Source organism: Sphingomonas sanxanigenens DSM 19645 = NX02 (genome assembly GCF_000512205.2).
Taxonomy (GTDB): Bacteria; Pseudomonadota; Alphaproteobacteria; order Sphingomonadales; family Sphingomonadaceae; genus Sphingomonas_D; species Sphingomonas_D sanxanigenens.
On the sequence record NZ_CP006644.1, the window covers coordinates 3440320 to 3456609 of the forward strand.

A 16290-nucleotide genomic window follows, 5' to 3' on the forward strand; every position below is an offset into this window, starting at 1 on the left:
CCGATAAGGTGCCCCCGGAGAAGCGTGAGCCTTCTCCGGGGGCACCTTCGAAGTTTCAAACGCGTAAGTACCTTGGCCCGGATGGAAACGGCCTTGCCGCCGAGGAATTACGCCCGCCGCCTCACTCAATAGCGAAGATAGGCCCGCCGCTCCTCGGCCCATGCCGCCTCGTCGGGCAGCGTCAGCGCATCGAGATCCGCCGGCGTCGCGGCGGCATCATCCACCCATTCGCGCAGCAACGGGCTGCCGTTGATGACGTCGATCGGCAGCTTGCCGAACGCATATTCATAGGGGAAGTCGCGCCACAGCGGATAATCCGGGTGAAGCAGACGGATCGCCTTGAACGCCAGCGCCTGCAGCCGCCATGGCCGGAACGCGTCATGATCGTAACCCGGCGCCTCGGCATGGATGTGGATGCCGCTGCACAATTGGCCGACATGCTTGTGGAAGGTCGGCTCGAAGCTGCAGTGACGCAGGATGCAGCCCTCCAGCCATTGCGGCGCCAGATCGCGCATCACGCCGATCACCCGCTGCGCGGCGATGTCCGGCGCGCCGAACAGTTCGAGCGGCCGCGTCGTGCCCCGCCCTTCGGACAGGGTCGTGCCCTCCAGCATCACCGTACCGGCATAGGCGCGTGCCATGAACAGGTTCGGCGCGTTGGGGCTGGGGTTGATCCAGATACGTTCACCCAGCGGCCAGCCGAAGCCCGGTGCCGCGTCCGGCGCCCAGCCTTCCATCTCGACGATGCGATAGTCGAGGTCGAGCTTGTGGCGATCGATGAACCACAGGCCGAGTTCGCCCAAGGTCATGCCATGGCGCATCGGCATCGGCCCCGCACCGACGAAACTCTCCCAGCCCGGCTGCAAGGTCAGCCCCTCGATCGGACGGCCGGCGGGGTTGGGACGGTCGAGCACATACACCGCCTTGCCATGCTCCGCCGCGGCTTCGAGCACATAGAGCAGCGTCGTGATGAAGGTGTAGATGCGGCAGCCGACATCCTGCATGTCGACAAGCAGCACGTCGAAGGTGTGCATCGACTGGCCGGTCGGCCGGCGCACCTCGCCGTAGAGGCTGAACACCGGAATACCGTGGATAGGATCGTCGAAATCCGGCGATTCAACCATATTGTCCTGCTTGTCACCGCGCAGCCCATGCTGCGGCCCGAAGGCGGCGGTTACGTTCACCCCGGCCGCGACCAGTGCGTCGAGCGAATGGGTGAGGTCGGCGGTGACCGAGGCGGGGTGCGCGAGCAGCGCGACGCGGCGCCCCCTGAGCGACTGGAGCAGCGCCGGGTCGGCGAGCAGGCGATCGATACCGAAGTGCATGGGATCAGCCTGCTGCCGGGAGTTGCGCGACAAAGCAATCGCGATCATGGAAATCCGGCTTGTCGGCAGGATGGGCGAGCGCCCACCAGGATTTGCCGCCGCTGCGATCCTCGATCACCGCGGAAAGGCCGAGCGCGCCGACCTCCGCGAGCATCGGCAGCGGCGCCAGCCGCACCGTCAGCACAAGACGTTCGGGCGCTGCTTCCAACCGAATGTCCGGCGCGGGAAAGGCCTCCGCCGGGGCCATGCCCGCACGATAATCATCGAAGCGGTAGGCCGCCCAACGCTGCGACGGCGCGAAATTGGCTTCGAGATAGGCGCCGCTGCCGAGCGCGAAGAACGCCTCGAAGCAGGTGTGCTGCCACAGCCCGTCCCGCCGCTGCGGCGCCTCCGGCGACGGCAGCAGGATGCTGCCGACGGGCCCCGTCACGACATAGGCGATTTCCAGCGCGCTTTCCGCCCGCCGCGTCAGTTCTGCCTCGATCGCAAGGTCGGGCACGGCGGTGCCCGGAAACGGATACAGGCGGAATCTGTCCAAAACGCTCCCCAAATCGTTCGCCCCATGCTAGGCGCGCCGCGCCATGACCGAATATCAGTCCGATCTCCTAAGCCTGCTCGCCTCGCGCGGCTATATCCATCAAGTCACCGACGGCGGCGCGCTCGACGCGCTGGCGGCGAAGCAGGTCGTGCCGGGCTATATCGGCTTCGATCCCACCGCGCCCTCGCTCCATGTCGGCAGCCTCGTGCAGATCATGATGCTGCGCCGGCTGCAGCAGGCCGGCCACAAGCCGCTGGTGCTGATGGGCGGCGGCACGGGCAAGATCGGTGATCCGAGCTTCAAGGACGAGGCTCGCAAGCTGCTGACCGACGAGACGATTGCGGCCAATGTGGCGTCGATCAAGCGCGTCTTCGCCCGCTTCCTGACGTTCGGCGACGGCCCCACCGATGCGGTGATGCTCGACAATGCCGAATGGCTCGACCGGCTGGAATACATCCCGTTCCTGCGTGAGGTCGGCCAGCATTTCTCGGTCAACCGTATGCTGAGCTTCGATTCGGTGAAGCTGCGGCTCGATCGCGAACAGTCGCTGAGCTTCCTCGAATTCAACTATATGATCCTGCAGGCCTACGACTTCCGCGAGCTTTCGCAGCGTTATGCCTGCCGCCTGCAAATGGGCGGATCGGACCAGTGGGGCAATATCGTCAACGGCGTCGAACTGGCGCGTCGGATGGACGGTACCGAGGTGTTCGGCCTCACCACCCCGCTCATCACCACCGCGGACGGCGGCAAGATGGGCAAGACGATGTCGGGCGCAGTCTGGCTCAATGCCGACATGTGCAGCGCCTATGAGTATTGGCAGTTCTGGCGGAACACGCAGGATGCCGATGTCGGCCGCTTCCTGCGCCTGTTCACCGATCTGCCGCTGGACGAGATCGCCCGGCTTGAGGCGCTGGAAGGCGCCGGCATCAACGAAGCCAAGCGCGTGCTGGCGAACGAGGCGACCGCGATGGCGCATGGCGCCGAAGCCGCCGCAGAAGCCGCCGAAACCGCGCGCCGCACGTTCGAGGAGGGTTCCGCGGGCGACGCTCTGCCGACCTTGTCGGTGGAAGGCGGCTCGATCTCGATCGTCGATGCGTTGGTCGGCCTCGGTCTCGTCGCCTCAAAGGGCGAGGCACGCCGCCTGATCAAGGGCGGCGGCGCCCGCGTGGACGGCGAGAAGGTGGCCGACGACGCGCTGACGATCAGCGTGGGCTCGGCGCCGGTGAAGATCTCCGCCGGCAAGAAGGCCCACGGGGTGCTGGCGGGGTAATCCCCCGCCCCTACCCTTCGGCGCCTATCCGTAGGTCTTTACGCATGCGTCGAGAACGCGGATCGGCGGCCCGAGCTTGATCATTGTCGCCATCGCCTTGTAGCGGGCCTCCTGCTGCGCCTCTGCGGCTGACTGGCCGCGTGCTCGCAACTTCACCGCGATGCTGTCGTCCAGCTTCGCGCGCATGTCGTTATAGGCGGTGATCTGCTTGACCGCCGCCTCGTCGGTGGTCTGGATGCCGCGACCGATGAAGTCGGCGACGCCCGCACAGCCGAGTTCGGCGTCGAGCGGATCCTTCGGAAGATCGATCGGGCCGCTAGCGACGGTCGCCGGAAACGCCTGATCGCAGGCGCCCACCGCGTCCTTCCACTTGGAACCGGTCACCGGCTTTTCCAGTTCAGGCATGCGCTTGACCACCGCAGCGGCCTTGGACGGTTCGAAGCGATCGCTCTCCGCGCCGGCCAACATGGCATAATGGACGATCTTGCCCTGCGCATCGAGCGGCAGCGAGCCCTGGATCGTCTTGCTCTTCTCGCGCGCATCCACCGCCGTGACCACACCGCAGGTTGCCGCCTTCTCGATGGGGTCCGCAGGCAGGTCCAGCGCCTGTTCGCCACACCCGGCGAGCACAAGCGCCGTCGCCCCCAGCAGCATCACTCCACGCATATGTCCACTCCGCAACCGTAATGAGTGCAGGGTCTACGTATCGGTCAGGCATATGGTTCCGCCGGTGGAACCATGCAGGCAGCCGAACGCCCGGCGAGCAGGGCTCGCCGGGCGTTGGTCAAACCGGTCGTCTTTCCATCGGCGATGCGCCGATGGGCAAGGCATCAGACGTGGATGGGCTTACCCAAAACCGCCATCGCCGCTTCTTTGATCGCCTCTGAGTGCGTCGGGTGGGCATGGCAGGTGTAGGCGATATCCTCGCTGGTGGCGCCGAATTCCATCGCTTGGGCGACCTGCGCGATCATCGTGCCGGCAACCGACGTGATGATCCAGGCGCCGAGCACGCGGTCGGTCTTGGCGTCGGCGATGACCTTCACGAAACCGGTGGTGTCGTGGATGGTCTTGGCGCGGCTGTTGCCCGCCATCGGGAACTTGCCGACCTTGATCTCACCCTTCTCGCGCGCCTGTTCTTCGGTCAGGCCGACGCCGGCGATCTCGGGCAGCGTGTAGACCACGCTCGGGATCACATCGTGGTTCACGATGCCGGTCAGGCCGGCGATGTTCTCGGCGACGGCGATGCCTTCGTCCTCGGCCTTGTGCGCGAGCATCGGGCCCGGGATCACGTCACCGATCGCCCAGATGCCGTCGACCTTGGTCGCGAAGCTGTGATCAGTTTCGATCTGGCTGCGCTTGTTGAGCTCGATGCCCGCCTTGTCCAGGCCGAGGCCCTCGGTGTTCGGACGACGGCCGATCGAGACCAGCACGACATCGGCCTCGATCGTCGAGGCTTCGCCGCCGGCGGCGGGCTCGACGGTCAGGGTCACGCCCTTGTCGGTCTTGGTGGCACCCGTCACCTTGGTGCTGGTGACGATCTCGATGCCCTGCTTCCTGAAGATCTTGGCGGCTTCCTTGCGGATCTCGCCGTCCATGCCCGGCAGGATCTGGTCGAGATATTCGACCACGGTCACCTTCGCACCCAGGCGACGCCACACCGAGCCCAGTTCGAGCCCGATCACGCCCCCGCCGATGACGACCAGATGATCGGGCACCTTGGGCAGTTCGAGCGCGCTGGTCGAATCGATGATCGACTGATGGTCGATCTCGACGCCGGGCAGCGGGGTGACGCTGGAGCCGGTGGCGATGACGATGTTCTTGGCACGGTAGGTCTTGCCGGCGACCTCGACGCTGTCCTTGCCGGTGAAGGTCGCGAGGCCCTTCAGCCAGTCGACCTTGTTCTTCTTGAACAGGAAGGCGACGCCGCCGGTGAGGCCGGTCACGGCTTCCTTGCGGCTCGCGTGCATCGCATCGAGGTCGAGGCTGGCGCCTTCGACCTTAACGCCCCAGCGCGCAAGCGCGCCGGAATGCGCTTCCTCATAGAGGTGCGAGGCGTGGAGCAGCGCCTTGGAGGGAATGCAGCCGACGTTGAGGCAGGTGCCGCCCAGCGTCTCGCGGCTCTCCGCGCACGCCGTGCGCAGGCCAAGCTGCGCGGCGCGGATCGCGGCGACATAGCCGCCCGGGCCAGCGCCGATCACGAGGACGTCATAGTCGTAGTCAGCCATGGTGTACTTCACCTTTCACGCCGATTGCATTCCGGCAGTGTCCCCCCTCCCGCATGCGGGAGGGGGATGTTTATCAGAGGTCGATCAGAAGACGCGTCGGATCCTCGATCGCGTTCTTGAGCGCGACGAGGAAGGTCACCGCCTCGCGGCCGTCGATCAGGCGGTGATCGTAGCTGAGCGCCAGATACATCATCGGGCGAGCGACGATCTGGCCGTCACGAACCACCGGACGCTCCTCGATGCGGTGCAGACCGAGCACTGCCGACTGCGGCGGGTTGATGATCGGGGTCGACATCAGCGAGCCGAACACGCCGCCGTTGGAGATGGTGAAGGTACCGCCCTTCATCTCGTCCATCTTCAAGGTGCCGTCCTTGGCGCGCTTGCCGAAGTCACCGATGGTGCGCTCGATGCCGGCGACAGACAGGTCCTGCGCGTCGCGGATCACCGGCACGACCAGGCCGTTCGGCGCGGAGACCGCGACCGAGACGTCGACATAGTCGCGGTAGACGATCTCGTCGCCGTCGATCGAGGCGTTGACCGAAGGCACGTCCTTCAGCGCCTGGCAGGCGGCCTTCACGAAGAAGCCCATGAAGCCCAGGCGGACGCCATGCTTCTTTTCGAACAGGTCCTTGTACTTGGCGCGCGCCTCCATCACCGCCGTCATGTCGACGTCGTTGAAGGTGGTGAGCATCGCGGCCGTGTCCTGCGCCTCCTTGAGGCGGCGGGCGATGGTCTGGCGCAGCCGGGTCATCCGCACGCGCTCTTCGCGGCGGCCGCCGGTGGCGGGCAGCGCCGCGGTCGCGGGCGCGGGCGTCGTGGCGGGCGCCGCCGCCGGCTGCGCGGCGCCGGACTTAACCGCCGCCATCACATCGTCCTTGGTCAGGCGGCCGTCCTTGCCCGAACCCTTGATCGACGAGGGATCGAGGCCATGCTCCAGCACCAACCGGCGCACCGCCGGCGAGAGGGGAGGCGGGCCGGATTCATCGTCCGCGGCGGGCGCCGGGGCGGGCGCGGGTGCCACGATCTGCGCGGGGGCAGCGGCCGGAGCCGGCTTGGCCGCGGCTGCCGGAGCGGAAGCGGCGGCGCCGCCTTCCTCGATCACCGCGATCACCGCGCCGACCTCGACCGTGTCGCCCGGCTTGGCGGCATGCGCGCCCATCACGCCGGCCACCGGCGAGGGCACTTCCACCGCGACCTTGTCGGTCTCCAGGCTGGCGATCGGCTCATCAGCCTTCACCGGATCGCCCGGCTGCTTCAACCATTCGCCGATCGTCGCTTCGGTGATCGATTCGCCCAGAACGGGCACCTTAACGTCTGTCGCCATGATGAAACTTAGCCCTTCTTGCGGCGCTTGATCTCGGCGCGAACGCTGAGGCCGAGCGCATCGGCCACAAGCGCGCCCTGTTCGGAAAGATGACGGCTCGCGAGGCCGGTCGCGGGGGAGGCCGAAGCCGCACGGCCCGCGTAGCGCGCGCGCTTCGACTTCGTGCCCGCCTTCTTGAGGCACTCCTCGATGAGCGGCTCGACGAAGAACCACGCGCCGTTGTTCTTCGGCTCTTCCTGCGCCCAGACCACATCCTGAAGGTTGGTCAGGCGCTCGAGGCGCGCGACCAGCGGTTCGGACGGGAACGGATAGAGCTGCTCGACGCGGACGATCTCCGTATCCTTGACCTCGGCGGCATCGCGCGCCTCGATCAGGTCGTAGGCGACCTTGCCGGTGCACAGCACCAGCCGCTTCACATCCTCCGCCTTGGGCGGCGTCGGATCGGACTTGAGTCGCTGGAAATGCGATGCGCCGATGAAGTCCTCGGCGCTCGACACCGCCATCTTGTGGCGAAGCAGCGACTTGGGCGTCATCATCACCAGCGGCTTGCGGAAGCTGCGGTGCATCTGGCGGCGCAGGATGTGGAAATAATTGGCAGGCGTGGTGACGTTCGCCACCTGCATATTGTCCTGCGCGCAGAGCTGCAGATAGCGCTCCAGTCGGGCCGACGAATGCTCCGGCCCCTGGCCTTCGTAACCGTGCGGCAGCAGCAGCACGATACCGTTGGCGCGCAGCCACTTGGCTTCGGCGGCAGCCATATACTGGTCGATGATGATCTGCGCGCCGTTGGCGAAGTCACCGAACTGCGCTTCCCACAGCACCAGCGTCTTCGGATCGGTCATGGCATAGCCATATTCGAAACCGAGCACGCCATATTCGGACAGCGGGCTATCCAGAACCTCGATCCGACCATGAGGCACGGTCGCGAGGGGGATGTATTTCTCCTCGCTCTTCTGATCGACCCACACCGCATGGCGCTGACTGAACGTACCGCGGCCCGAATCCTGGCCCGACAGGCGAACGCCGAAACCTTCGGACACCAGGCTGCCGAACGCCAGCGCTTCGCCCGTCGCCCAGTCGAAACCCTGGCCGGACTTGAACATCTCGCGCTTCGCGTCGAGCACACGGCCCAGCGTCTTGTGGATTTCGAGATCGTCGGGAACCGTCGTCAGGGTGCGGCCGAGGCTGTCGAACAGCTTCTTGTCGATGCTGGTCTCGACGTTGCGCGGCGCATTTTCCGGATCGGCCGGGCGGTTCAGCCCCGACCAGCGACCGCTGAACCAGTCCGCGGCGTTGGCCTTGTAGCCTGCCGCCGCCTGGAACTCCTGCTCCAGCACCGCGACGAAGCGGTCGGCATATTCGCCGGCATAATTGCCGTCGATAACGTTCTGCTCGCGCAGCTTCTTCGCATAGATCTCGCTCACCGGCGGATGCTGGCGGATCTTCGCGTACATCAGCGGCTGGGTGAAGCTCGGCTCGTCGCCCTCATTGTGACCGAAGCGGCGATAGCACCACATGTCGATCACGACGTCCTTGTCGAACTTCTGGCGGAACTCGATCGCCATTTTGCAGGCGAAGGTCACCGCCTCCGGATCGTCGCCGTTCACATGGAAGATCGGCGCCTGGACGCCCTTCGCCACATCCGACGGATAGGGCGAGTTGCGCGCGAATTGCGGGCTGGTCGTGAAACCGATCTGGTTGTTGATGATGAAGTGGATGCAGCCGCCGGTGGCGTAGCCGCGGATGCCCTGGAAACCCAGCGTCTCCCAGACGATGCCCTGCCCCGCGAATGCGGCATCGCCGTGCAGCAGGATCGGCAGCACCTGATCCATTTCCTCGAGATCGTCGCGCATCTGCAGGGTCGCGCGCGCCTTGCCGAGCACCACCGGATCCACCGTTTCGAGGTGCGACGGGTTCGGCACCAGCGACATATGGACCTTGATACCGTCGAACTCGCGGTCGGTGGAGGTGCCGAGGTGATACTTCACGTCGCCCGAGCCGCCGACATCGTCCGGATTGGACGAGCCGCCCGAGAACTCGTGGAAGATCACGCGATAGGGCTTGGCCATCACGTTCGCCAGCACGTTGAGGCGGCCACGGTGGGCCATGCCGATCACGATCTCGCGCACGCCCATCTGGCCGCCATATTTGATCACCGCCTCGAAGGCCGGGATCATCGATTCGCCGCCATCGAGGCCGAAGCGCTTCGTGCCGACATATTTGCGGCCGAGGAACTTCTCGTACTGCTCGCCCTGGATCACCTTGGAGAGGATCGCGATCTTGCCCTCGGGCGAGAACTCGATGGCCTTGTCCTTGCCTTCCATGCGCTGCTGGAGGAAGTGGCGCTCCTCCGTATCGGCGATGTGCATATATTCGAGGCCGACATTGCCGCAGTAGTTCGCGCGCAGGATGTCGACGAGTTCGCGAACGGTCGCGCGATCGAGGCCCAGCGTGCCGCCCAGATAGACCTGGCGGTCGAGATCCTCGCCGCTGAAGCCGTGATATTCGGGCGTCAGGTCGGCGGGAAGTTCGCGCTTGCTGAGGCCAAGCGGATCGAGATTGGCAGCGAGGTGACCGCGCACGCGATAGGTGCGGATCAGCATCTGCGCGCGGATCGCATCACCCGCGGCGCGAGCAATTTCGTCCGCAGACACCGGCGTCGGCGCAGGAGCGCGCTTCGGCGCGGCCTTCGGCTCCACCTGCATCTGGGTGGGATCGAGCCCCGCGGTCAGCGCATCGGTGTCGCTGGGGGGCCAGTTCGGCCGCGCCCAGCTCGGAGCCGCGGTCGTCTGCTCGACGCCCTCGAACCAGTCTCGCCACGCCGGATCGACCGACTCGGGACTGGCGACATAGCGACGATAGAGCGTCTCGACGAACCCCGGGCTCACGCCCTCGATACCGTCGAACTCCTGGCCTTCAAAACCCATCTTCACACTCCTGGGGCTTTCCCGTCCGCGGAAAGCCCGCTCCTCTGCAGCGCCGACCGCGCCCCGCCGGCTGGGCGGGGCGCTTCGATCAGCCCTTCAGCACTTCGGCCAGCGTGGTGCCCAGCTCGGACGGGCTGGACGCCACCTTGATACCCGCCTGTTCCATCGCCGCGATCTTGTCTTCGGCGCCGCCCTTGCCGCCCGAAACGATCGCACCCGCATGGCCCATGCGACGGCCCGGAGGGGCCGTGCGGCCGGCGATGAAGCCCGCCATCGGCTTCTTGCGGCCGCGCTTCGCCTCGTCCTTGAGGAACTGCGCAGCCTGCTCCTCGGCGTCGCCGCCGATCTCGCCGATCATGATGATCGACTGGGTCTCGTCGTCGGCCAGGAACAACTCGAGCACGTCGATGAAGTTCGTGCCATTGACGGGGTCGCCACCGATGCCGACCGCGGTGGTCTGGCCGAGGCCGATCGCCGTGGTCTGGAACACGGCCTCATAGGTAAGCGTGCCCGAGCGCGAAACAACGCCCACCGAACCCTTCTTGAAGATCGAGCCCGGCATGATGCCGATCTTGCATTCGTTCGGCGTCAGCACGCCCGGGCAGTTCGGCCCGATCAGGCGCGACTTGGAGCCGCTGAGCGCCCGCTTGACCTTGACCATGTCGAGCACCGGAATGCCCTCGGTGATGCACACGATCAGCGGCACCTCGGCGTCGATGGCCTCGAGGATCGAGTCGGCCGCGAAGGGCGGCGGCACGTAGACGACGCTGGCATCGGCACCGGTCTTGGTGATCGCCTCGGCGACGGTATCGAACACCGGCAGGCCGATGTGCGTCTCACCGCCCTTGCCGGGCGTGACGCCGCCGACCATCTGCGTGCCATAGGCCAGCGCCTGTTCCGTGTGGAACGTGCCTGTGGCGCCGGTCATCCCCTGAGTGATGACCTTGGTGTTCTTGTTGACGAGAATGCTCATTCGGTCCCGCTTCCCTTCGCGTTTATCCTCTGCGCCATCAGGCTGACGCCCACGACGTGTAATTGCGCTGCGACTTCGCTGCCCTTCGGCACGAAGCCGATCTGGGTCTTGCTGTGGTCCCTGGCGACGACGCCGGGTTCCCAGATGTAACTCAGGAAAACCTCCGGAATGTCGGTCTTCCTGAACCCTTCGCCGCCGAACCGCCGAACCGCCGCGTCGGACAGCGGCGCATCGGCGGTCATGTCGTAGACGCGGCATCCGACGGTGATGCCCTCTTCGCCATTGTCCACCGCCGAGAGCGCGAGCTCCAGCGGGCGGCCGGCCACGGTGCGGCGATATTCGCCGCCCTCATGGGGCAGCGGCACCGATTTGCCGAAGGCGACAAGCTCTCCGAACGGACTGTCCGGGTCTGGCGTAAACCGTTCCCAGCCGGCGGCACGGATCGCAGCGTCAGCCGTTGCCGCGCTCTCCAGCGAGGTGCAGGCCCCCTTGAACGCCGCAAGCACGGCATCCTCGGGATAGGCGGGCGACGCTGCCGCCGCCTGGGCCTGCATCACCAGCAGCAGAGCGGGCAGCAGCATCACGCCAGGCTTTCGTCGATCCCCTTGCAGGCGACCAGCAGTTCCTTGACCGCATCGACGGAGACGGCGAGGTTGGCCTTCGCCTCATCGTTGAGCGCGATCTCGATGACCTTCTCGACGCCGCCGGCGCCGATGATCACCGGCACGCCGACATAGAGGTCGTTCACGCCATACTCGCCGCTCAGATAGGCAGCGCAGGGCAGGACGCGCTTCTTGTCCTTCAGATAGGCCTCGGCCATCTCGATGCCCGCGGTCGCCGGCGCATAGAAGGCCGAACCGGTCTTGAGCAACGCGACGATCTCGCCGCCGCCGCCGCGCGTGCGCTTGACGATCTCGTCGATGCGCTCCTGCGTCGACCAGCCCATCTTGATGAGGTCGGGGATCGGGATGCCGGCGACGGTCGAATATTCGACCACGGGGACCATCGTGTCGCCATGGCCGCCGAGGACGAACGCGGTGACGTCCTGAACCGAGACCTTGAACTCTTCGGCGAGGAAGCTGCGGAAGCGCGCCGAATCGAGCACACCGGCCATGCCGACGACCTTGTTGTGCGGCAGGCCCGAGAATTCGCGCAGCGCCCACACCATCGCGTCGAGCGGGTTGGTGATGCAGATGACGAAGGCGTCGGGGGCGTTGGCCTTGATGCCCTCACCCACCGCCTTCATGACCTTCAGGTTGATACCCAGCAGATCGTCGCGGCTCATGCCCGGCTTGCGGGCGATGCCGGCGGTGACGATGATCACGTCGGCGCCAGCGATGTCGGCATAGTCGTTCGTGCCCTTGAGGGCGACGTCGAAGCCTTCCACCGGAGCGCACTGCGACAGGTCGAGCGCCTTGCCCTGGGGCACGCCTTCGACCACGTCGAACAGCACGACGTCACCGAGTTCCTTGGAAGCTGCGAGGTGCGCGAGCGTGCCGCCGATATTGCCTGCGCCGATGAGCGCGATCTTCTTCCGGGCCATCCAAATGGTCTCCCTAGCGATTCCGAATGCCCGGACTTGACACTTTGAGACCGGAGCGCGGCCCGCTTAGGCCTATCGGAACGCGGGGACAACCTGCAAAAAGCTTAGCCACCCGGAAATCTTTGCAACTACGAATTAGTTGCAATAAACCACATCCCTGCCGCGATATCAAGCATCGCCCGCAAGATCCTGATACAGCATCAGCGTATTGCCGTCAGGATCATAAAAGGTCAGCAGCCTGACCATGCCGGGTATGTCGTCGATCGGCCCATCCTGTTTGACGCCCGCCGCGTCGAGCACGGCCTTCGCGGCATCGATATCGACAACCCCGAAGGTGGGGGTGACGCCGCCCGGAGTCGCGACCTCGACCTGCGACAATCCCATATTCACCCGCGCGACAGGCGTGCTGAGTTCGCACCAGGCGATATCGTCCATGCGGTAGAGCACGGTCATGCCGAGCACCGCCTGGTACCAGGGGATCGAACGGTCGAGGCTGGTCACGCCCAGCGCCATCGTCAGCCCGCCATCGAATTCGATCGCCATCGCACCGCTCCCCGTTCGTCGATTCACGTTCCATTTGTATATCAACTATATTATTCGTCAATCGATGCTGACGCTATCGGATCTTCAGACAATGGGCGCCAATCGTTGGGCGATGCCGTTGATGGCGGCGCTGGATGGCGCCGGCGAAATCCGCTTCGCGGTGGCGGAGACGCGGCTGGCGGCGCCCCGCAACAGCTTGTCGCGCGCGTTCGACCATGTCGTCGCCGCCGGCTGGGTGATGCGCAATCCGGGACATGGCCATCCCTTGCGCCCAGAATATCTGCTGACCGACGCCGGACGCGCGATCGCTGCCGCCGCCGCACGCACGATGGCGGAACGCAGCGCGCAGGGCCTCTCCCCCGCCGATCTCGGCCGCTGGACCCTGCCGCTGGTAGCCGGCATTGCCGGTGAGAAGCGCCGTTTCGGCGACCTGCTGACGCGGTTGGCACCGGTCACCCCGCGCGCGCTCTCGCTGACGATCAAGCAGGGCATGGGGGCGTCGCTGATCGCGCGCGACCTCCGGCCGGCCAGCTTTCCGCCGCTGCCGCTCTACGGCCTCACCCCGCGCGGGAGGGCGCTCGCCGAGGCGCTGCTGGCATGAGAAAAGCTATGGCGCACCGCGACTTGGCGGCATAGCCTGCGTGCATCAGATCATCAGGGGGATCCTCATGCGCCGTCTCGCCGCCATCGCCGCCGCCTTGCTCGCCGCCACGCCGCTCGCGGCGCAGACCGCGCCCGCCAAGCCCGAGCCGGTCACCATCATCCACGCCGGCGCGTTGCTCGCCGAACCCGGCAAGCCGCCGCGCGGCGCCAGCACGATCGTCATCCGCGGCGGCAAGATCGCCGAGATCCGCGATGGCTATGCCACGCCCGAAGCCGGCGCGAAGCTCGTCGACCTCAAGGATCGTTTCGTGATGCCGGGCCTGATCGACATGCACGTCCATCTCTGGGGTATCGGCGGCGATCCGATGCGCGACCGGTTGACCGCGCTCAACCGCGACGATGCCGATGACATGATGTACGCGGTGAGCAATGCGCGCGTCACGCTCGATGCCGGCTTCACCACCGTCCGCGATCTCGGCGGCAATCCCCGCGGCATGCGTGCGCTGCGCGAGGGCGTCGAACGCGGCGACGTCGCGGGGCCGACGATCGTCAATGCCGGCGCGCCGATTTCGGTGTCGGGCGGCCATGGCGACCCCAGCAACGGGCTGGCGGAAACCTTCGCCGACGCCGTCCACCAGCATCAGATCAACACCTGCGACGGCCCCGACGATTGCCGCCGCGCGGTGCGGCAGCAGGTGGCGCTCGGCGCGCAGGTCATCAAATATATGTCGACCGGCGGGGTGCTTTCCAACGTTTCGGGCGGCCTCGGCCGGGCGATGACCGACGAGGAGATGAAGGCGGTCATCGAGACGTCGCACGGCCTCGGCCGCAAGGTCGCGACGCATAGCCATGCCGCGGCGGGCACCAAGGCGGCGATTGCGGCGGGGGTCGATACCGTCGATCATGGCACCTTCCTCGACGATGAGGCGATCCGGCTGTTCAAGGCCAATGGCACCTGGCTGGTGCCGACGATGCTGGCACCCAATGCCGCGGTTCAGCAGGCGCGCGCCGGCGTGCTGCCGCCCGCGGTGATTCCCAAGGCGGAGGAAGCGGCGGCCGCTGCCTTCGCCAGCCATTCCAAGGCGATCGCCGCCGGCGTGAAGATCGCGTTCGGCACGGACACCGGCGTCTCAAAGCATGGCGACAATGCCCAGGAATTCGCACTGCTGGTCAAAGCGGGACTGACGCCCGCCGCCGCGCTCAAGACCGCGACGGTCAACGCCGCCGAGGCGCTCGGCCGCGATGCGACGATCGGCACGATCGCGCCGGGCAAGGATGCGGACATCATCGCGGTGGCCGGCAGCCCGCTGGAGGATGTGCGGCGGATGGAGCAGGTCGATTTCGTGATGCGCCACGGCGTGGTGCACAAGCTGGCGGGCAAGCGGCAGGGCTTTCCGGCGGAGTGAGCGATGGTGCCCCTCCCCCCGGGAGGGGCACCTTACACCCTACCCCGCGTGGCCATGCCCCAGTGCGAGGTACGTCTCGGAGCGCATCTCCAGCAGCCGGCTCACCGTCCGCTCGAATTCGAACGCGCCATCGCCCGCCGGATAGAGCACGTCCGGCTCCGCATCGGCGCTGACCAGCAGCTTGACCTTATATTCGTAGAGCGCGTCGATCAGCGTCACGAAGCGCGCTGCCTCGTTGCGGTTCTCCGGCCCGAGCACCGGCACGCCGACGATGATGACGGTATGATAGCGCCGTGCGATCGCGAGATAATCCTGCGCGCCGCGGGCCTCGCCGCACAGCCGCTTGAACGAGAAGACCGCGACACCCTTCAGGCTCTTGGGCACGTGCATCGTCCGCCCGCCCGGCACAGCAATATCCTCCGAGGGCACGTGGATGCTGTCTTCGGGCGGAAAGTCGGTCAGGCGGAAGAAGGCCTCGCGCATCGCGGCGGTCGCTTCCGGCCCGTTGGGCGAGCGCCACAGGCTCATGTCGCCCAAGCGGTCGCGGCGATAGTCGGTCGGCCCGTTCAGCGCGATCACGTCGAGCCGCTGCTCGACCAGCGCGATGAAGGGCAGGAAATGCTGCCGGTTGAGCCCGTCCTTGTAGAGATCCTTGGGCGCGCGGTTCGAGGTTGCGACGATGGTGACGTCCTTGTCGACGATCAGCGCGGTGAACAGCCGCGACAGGATCATCGCGTCGGCGGTGTTGTTGACCACCATCTCGTCGAACGCAAGCAGCCGCGCCTCATCGGCGAGCGCCGCCGCAACCGGCTGGATCGGGTCACCGACCTCCTTGTCGCGCTCCACGCGCAGGCGGGCGTGGACGTCGAGCATGAACTCGTGGAAATGGACGCGACGCTTGCGGTCGATCTTCAGGCACCCGAAGAACAGGTCCATCAGCATCGATTTGCCGCGCCCGACGCCGCCCCACATATAGAGGCCGCGCACCGGATCCGGCTTGCGGCCGATCACCCGCCACAGGATCGAGCCGCGCGTCGGCACCGCCTCGAGTTCCGCCTGCAAGGTCGTCAAACGCTCCGCCGCCGCGCGCTGCTCGGGGTCGGGGCGAAGCTGGCCCGATGCGATCAGCGCTTCGTAACGGTCGATGACGATGCTCAAGCCGGCGTTCCCGTAGAGGCGCGCCGGACGGTGCCGGCGAAGGAAAGGATGTTGGTTTCGGCCTGGCGGATCAGGCCGCGCAGGAAGATCAGCCGGCGCGTCGTGCGCAGGATCTCGACCTCCGCCTCGAGCGCGATGCCGATGCGGCCCGCGCCGATGAACTGCGCCGAGAGATCGACGGTTACCGCGCCTTCGGCCGCTTCGACGCCCAGCACCTGCGCCGCCGCGAACAGCGCGGTATCGGCGAAGGACATCAGCACGCCGCCATGGACGGCACCGAGCACGTTCGAATGGCGATGCTCCGGCATCATCCGGACGATCGCGCGCCCCGCCGCATCCGTCCGGACGTGCATGTCACCCAGCACGGCGATGAAGCGCGTCGGGTCGCCCGGCAGCCAGTGCCGCCAGCCGTCCTTCCCGTCTACGGTCTCGCTTCCGTCCCCCAGCACCGTCGC

15 protein-coding genes are annotated in these 16290 nt (G+C 66.5%); 3 read left to right on the top strand and 12 right to left on the bottom strand.

The annotated features are described in order from the left end of the window. Positions 1-125: 125 nt before the first annotated feature. Positions 126-1325, bottom strand: a complete 1200-nt coding sequence (locus tag NX02_RS15805) for an exo-beta-N-acetylmuramidase NamZ family protein (protein WP_025293175.1) — start codon at positions 1323-1325, stop codon at positions 126-128. Positions 1326-1329: 4 nt separating this feature from the next. Further along, complete coding sequence (locus NX02_RS15810) at positions 1330-1863, bottom strand: DOMON-like domain-containing protein (protein ID WP_025293176.1); 534 nt, start codon at positions 1861-1863, stop codon at positions 1330-1332. Between the two features lie 43 nt (positions 1864-1906). On the opposite strand from NX02_RS15810, the gene tyrS reads away from it, so the two are divergent. Then, positions 1907-3133: a tyrosine--tRNA ligase gene (tyrS, locus tag NX02_RS15815; protein WP_025293177.1), complete on the top strand. Its 1227-nt coding sequence runs from the start codon at positions 1907-1909 to the stop codon at positions 3131-3133. A 24-nt stretch (positions 3134-3157) separates the two neighbouring features. Here tyrS and NX02_RS15820 read toward each other — a convergent pair whose 3' ends face one another. From NX02_RS15820 to NX02_RS15855, 8 genes are all read right to left on the bottom strand, one after another. Further along, positions 3158-3799 carry a hypothetical protein gene (locus tag NX02_RS15820; RefSeq protein WP_039996625.1) on the bottom strand — a complete coding sequence of 214 codons (642 nt, stop codon included), beginning with the start codon at positions 3797-3799 and terminating at the stop codon, positions 3158-3160. A gap of 164 nt (positions 3800-3963) precedes the next feature. Beyond that, on the bottom strand, positions 3964-5358 hold the full coding sequence (lpdA, locus tag NX02_RS15825) for a dihydrolipoyl dehydrogenase (protein WP_025293179.1): 1395 nt from the start codon (positions 5356-5358) through the stop codon (positions 3964-3966). 73 nt (positions 5359-5431) lie between these two features. Continuing rightward, positions 5432-6682: a 2-oxoglutarate dehydrogenase complex dihydrolipoyllysine-residue succinyltransferase gene (odhB, locus tag NX02_RS15830; protein ID WP_025293180.1), complete on the bottom strand. Its 1251-nt coding sequence runs from the start codon at positions 6680-6682 to the stop codon at positions 5432-5434. Between the two features lie 8 nt (positions 6683-6690). Further along, positions 6691-9609 carry a 2-oxoglutarate dehydrogenase E1 component gene (locus NX02_RS15835; protein WP_025293181.1) on the bottom strand — a complete coding sequence of 973 codons (2919 nt, stop codon included), beginning with the start codon at positions 9607-9609 and terminating at the stop codon, positions 6691-6693. Positions 9610-9697: 88 nt separating this feature from the next. After that, a complete protein-coding gene (sucD, locus tag NX02_RS15840; RefSeq protein WP_025293182.1) occupies positions 9698-10582 on the bottom strand; it encodes a succinate--CoA ligase subunit alpha in 885 nt (294 codons plus the stop codon). Then, entirely contained in the window at positions 10579-11163 is a 585-nt protein-coding gene (locus NX02_RS15845) for a hypothetical protein (protein WP_025293183.1), read from the bottom strand. Before NX02_RS15845 ends, sucD begins: the two co-directional genes overlap by 4 nt. After that, positions 11163-12125 (bottom strand): malate dehydrogenase, encoded by a 963-nt coding sequence (gene mdh / locus NX02_RS15850; RefSeq protein ID WP_025293184.1) that lies wholly within the window; start codon positions 12123-12125, stop codon positions 11163-11165. Before mdh ends, NX02_RS15845 begins: the two co-directional genes overlap by 1 nt. 168 nt (positions 12126-12293) lie before the next feature. Beyond that, positions 12294-12668 carry a VOC family protein gene (locus tag NX02_RS15855; protein WP_025293185.1) on the bottom strand — a complete coding sequence of 125 codons (375 nt, stop codon included), beginning with the start codon at positions 12666-12668 and terminating at the stop codon, positions 12294-12296. A gap of 91 nt (positions 12669-12759) precedes the next feature. Here NX02_RS15855 and NX02_RS15860 point away from each other — a divergent pair, with 91 nt between their 5' ends. Further along, the gene (locus NX02_RS15860) at positions 12760-13269 is read left to right on the top strand and encodes a winged helix-turn-helix transcriptional regulator (protein WP_162232683.1); all 510 of its coding nucleotides are present in this window, start codon (positions 12760-12762) and stop codon (positions 13267-13269) included. 67 nt (positions 13270-13336) lie between these two features. Further along, positions 13337-14677: an amidohydrolase family protein gene (locus tag NX02_RS15865; RefSeq protein WP_025293187.1), complete on the top strand. Its 1341-nt coding sequence runs from the start codon at positions 13337-13339 to the stop codon at positions 14675-14677. Between the two features lie 39 nt (positions 14678-14716). Here NX02_RS15865 and zapE read toward each other — a convergent pair whose 3' ends face one another. After that, positions 14717-15835, bottom strand: coding sequence for a cell division protein ZapE (zapE, locus tag NX02_RS15870; protein ID WP_025293188.1), 1119 nt, complete (start codon positions 15833-15835; stop codon positions 14717-14719). Beyond that, positions 15832-16284, bottom strand: a complete 453-nt coding sequence (locus NX02_RS15875; protein WP_025293189.1) for a PaaI family thioesterase — start codon at positions 16282-16284, stop codon at positions 15832-15834. The genes zapE and NX02_RS15875 overlap by 4 nt, the downstream gene beginning before the upstream one ends. Positions 16285-16290: the final 6 nt, after the last annotated feature.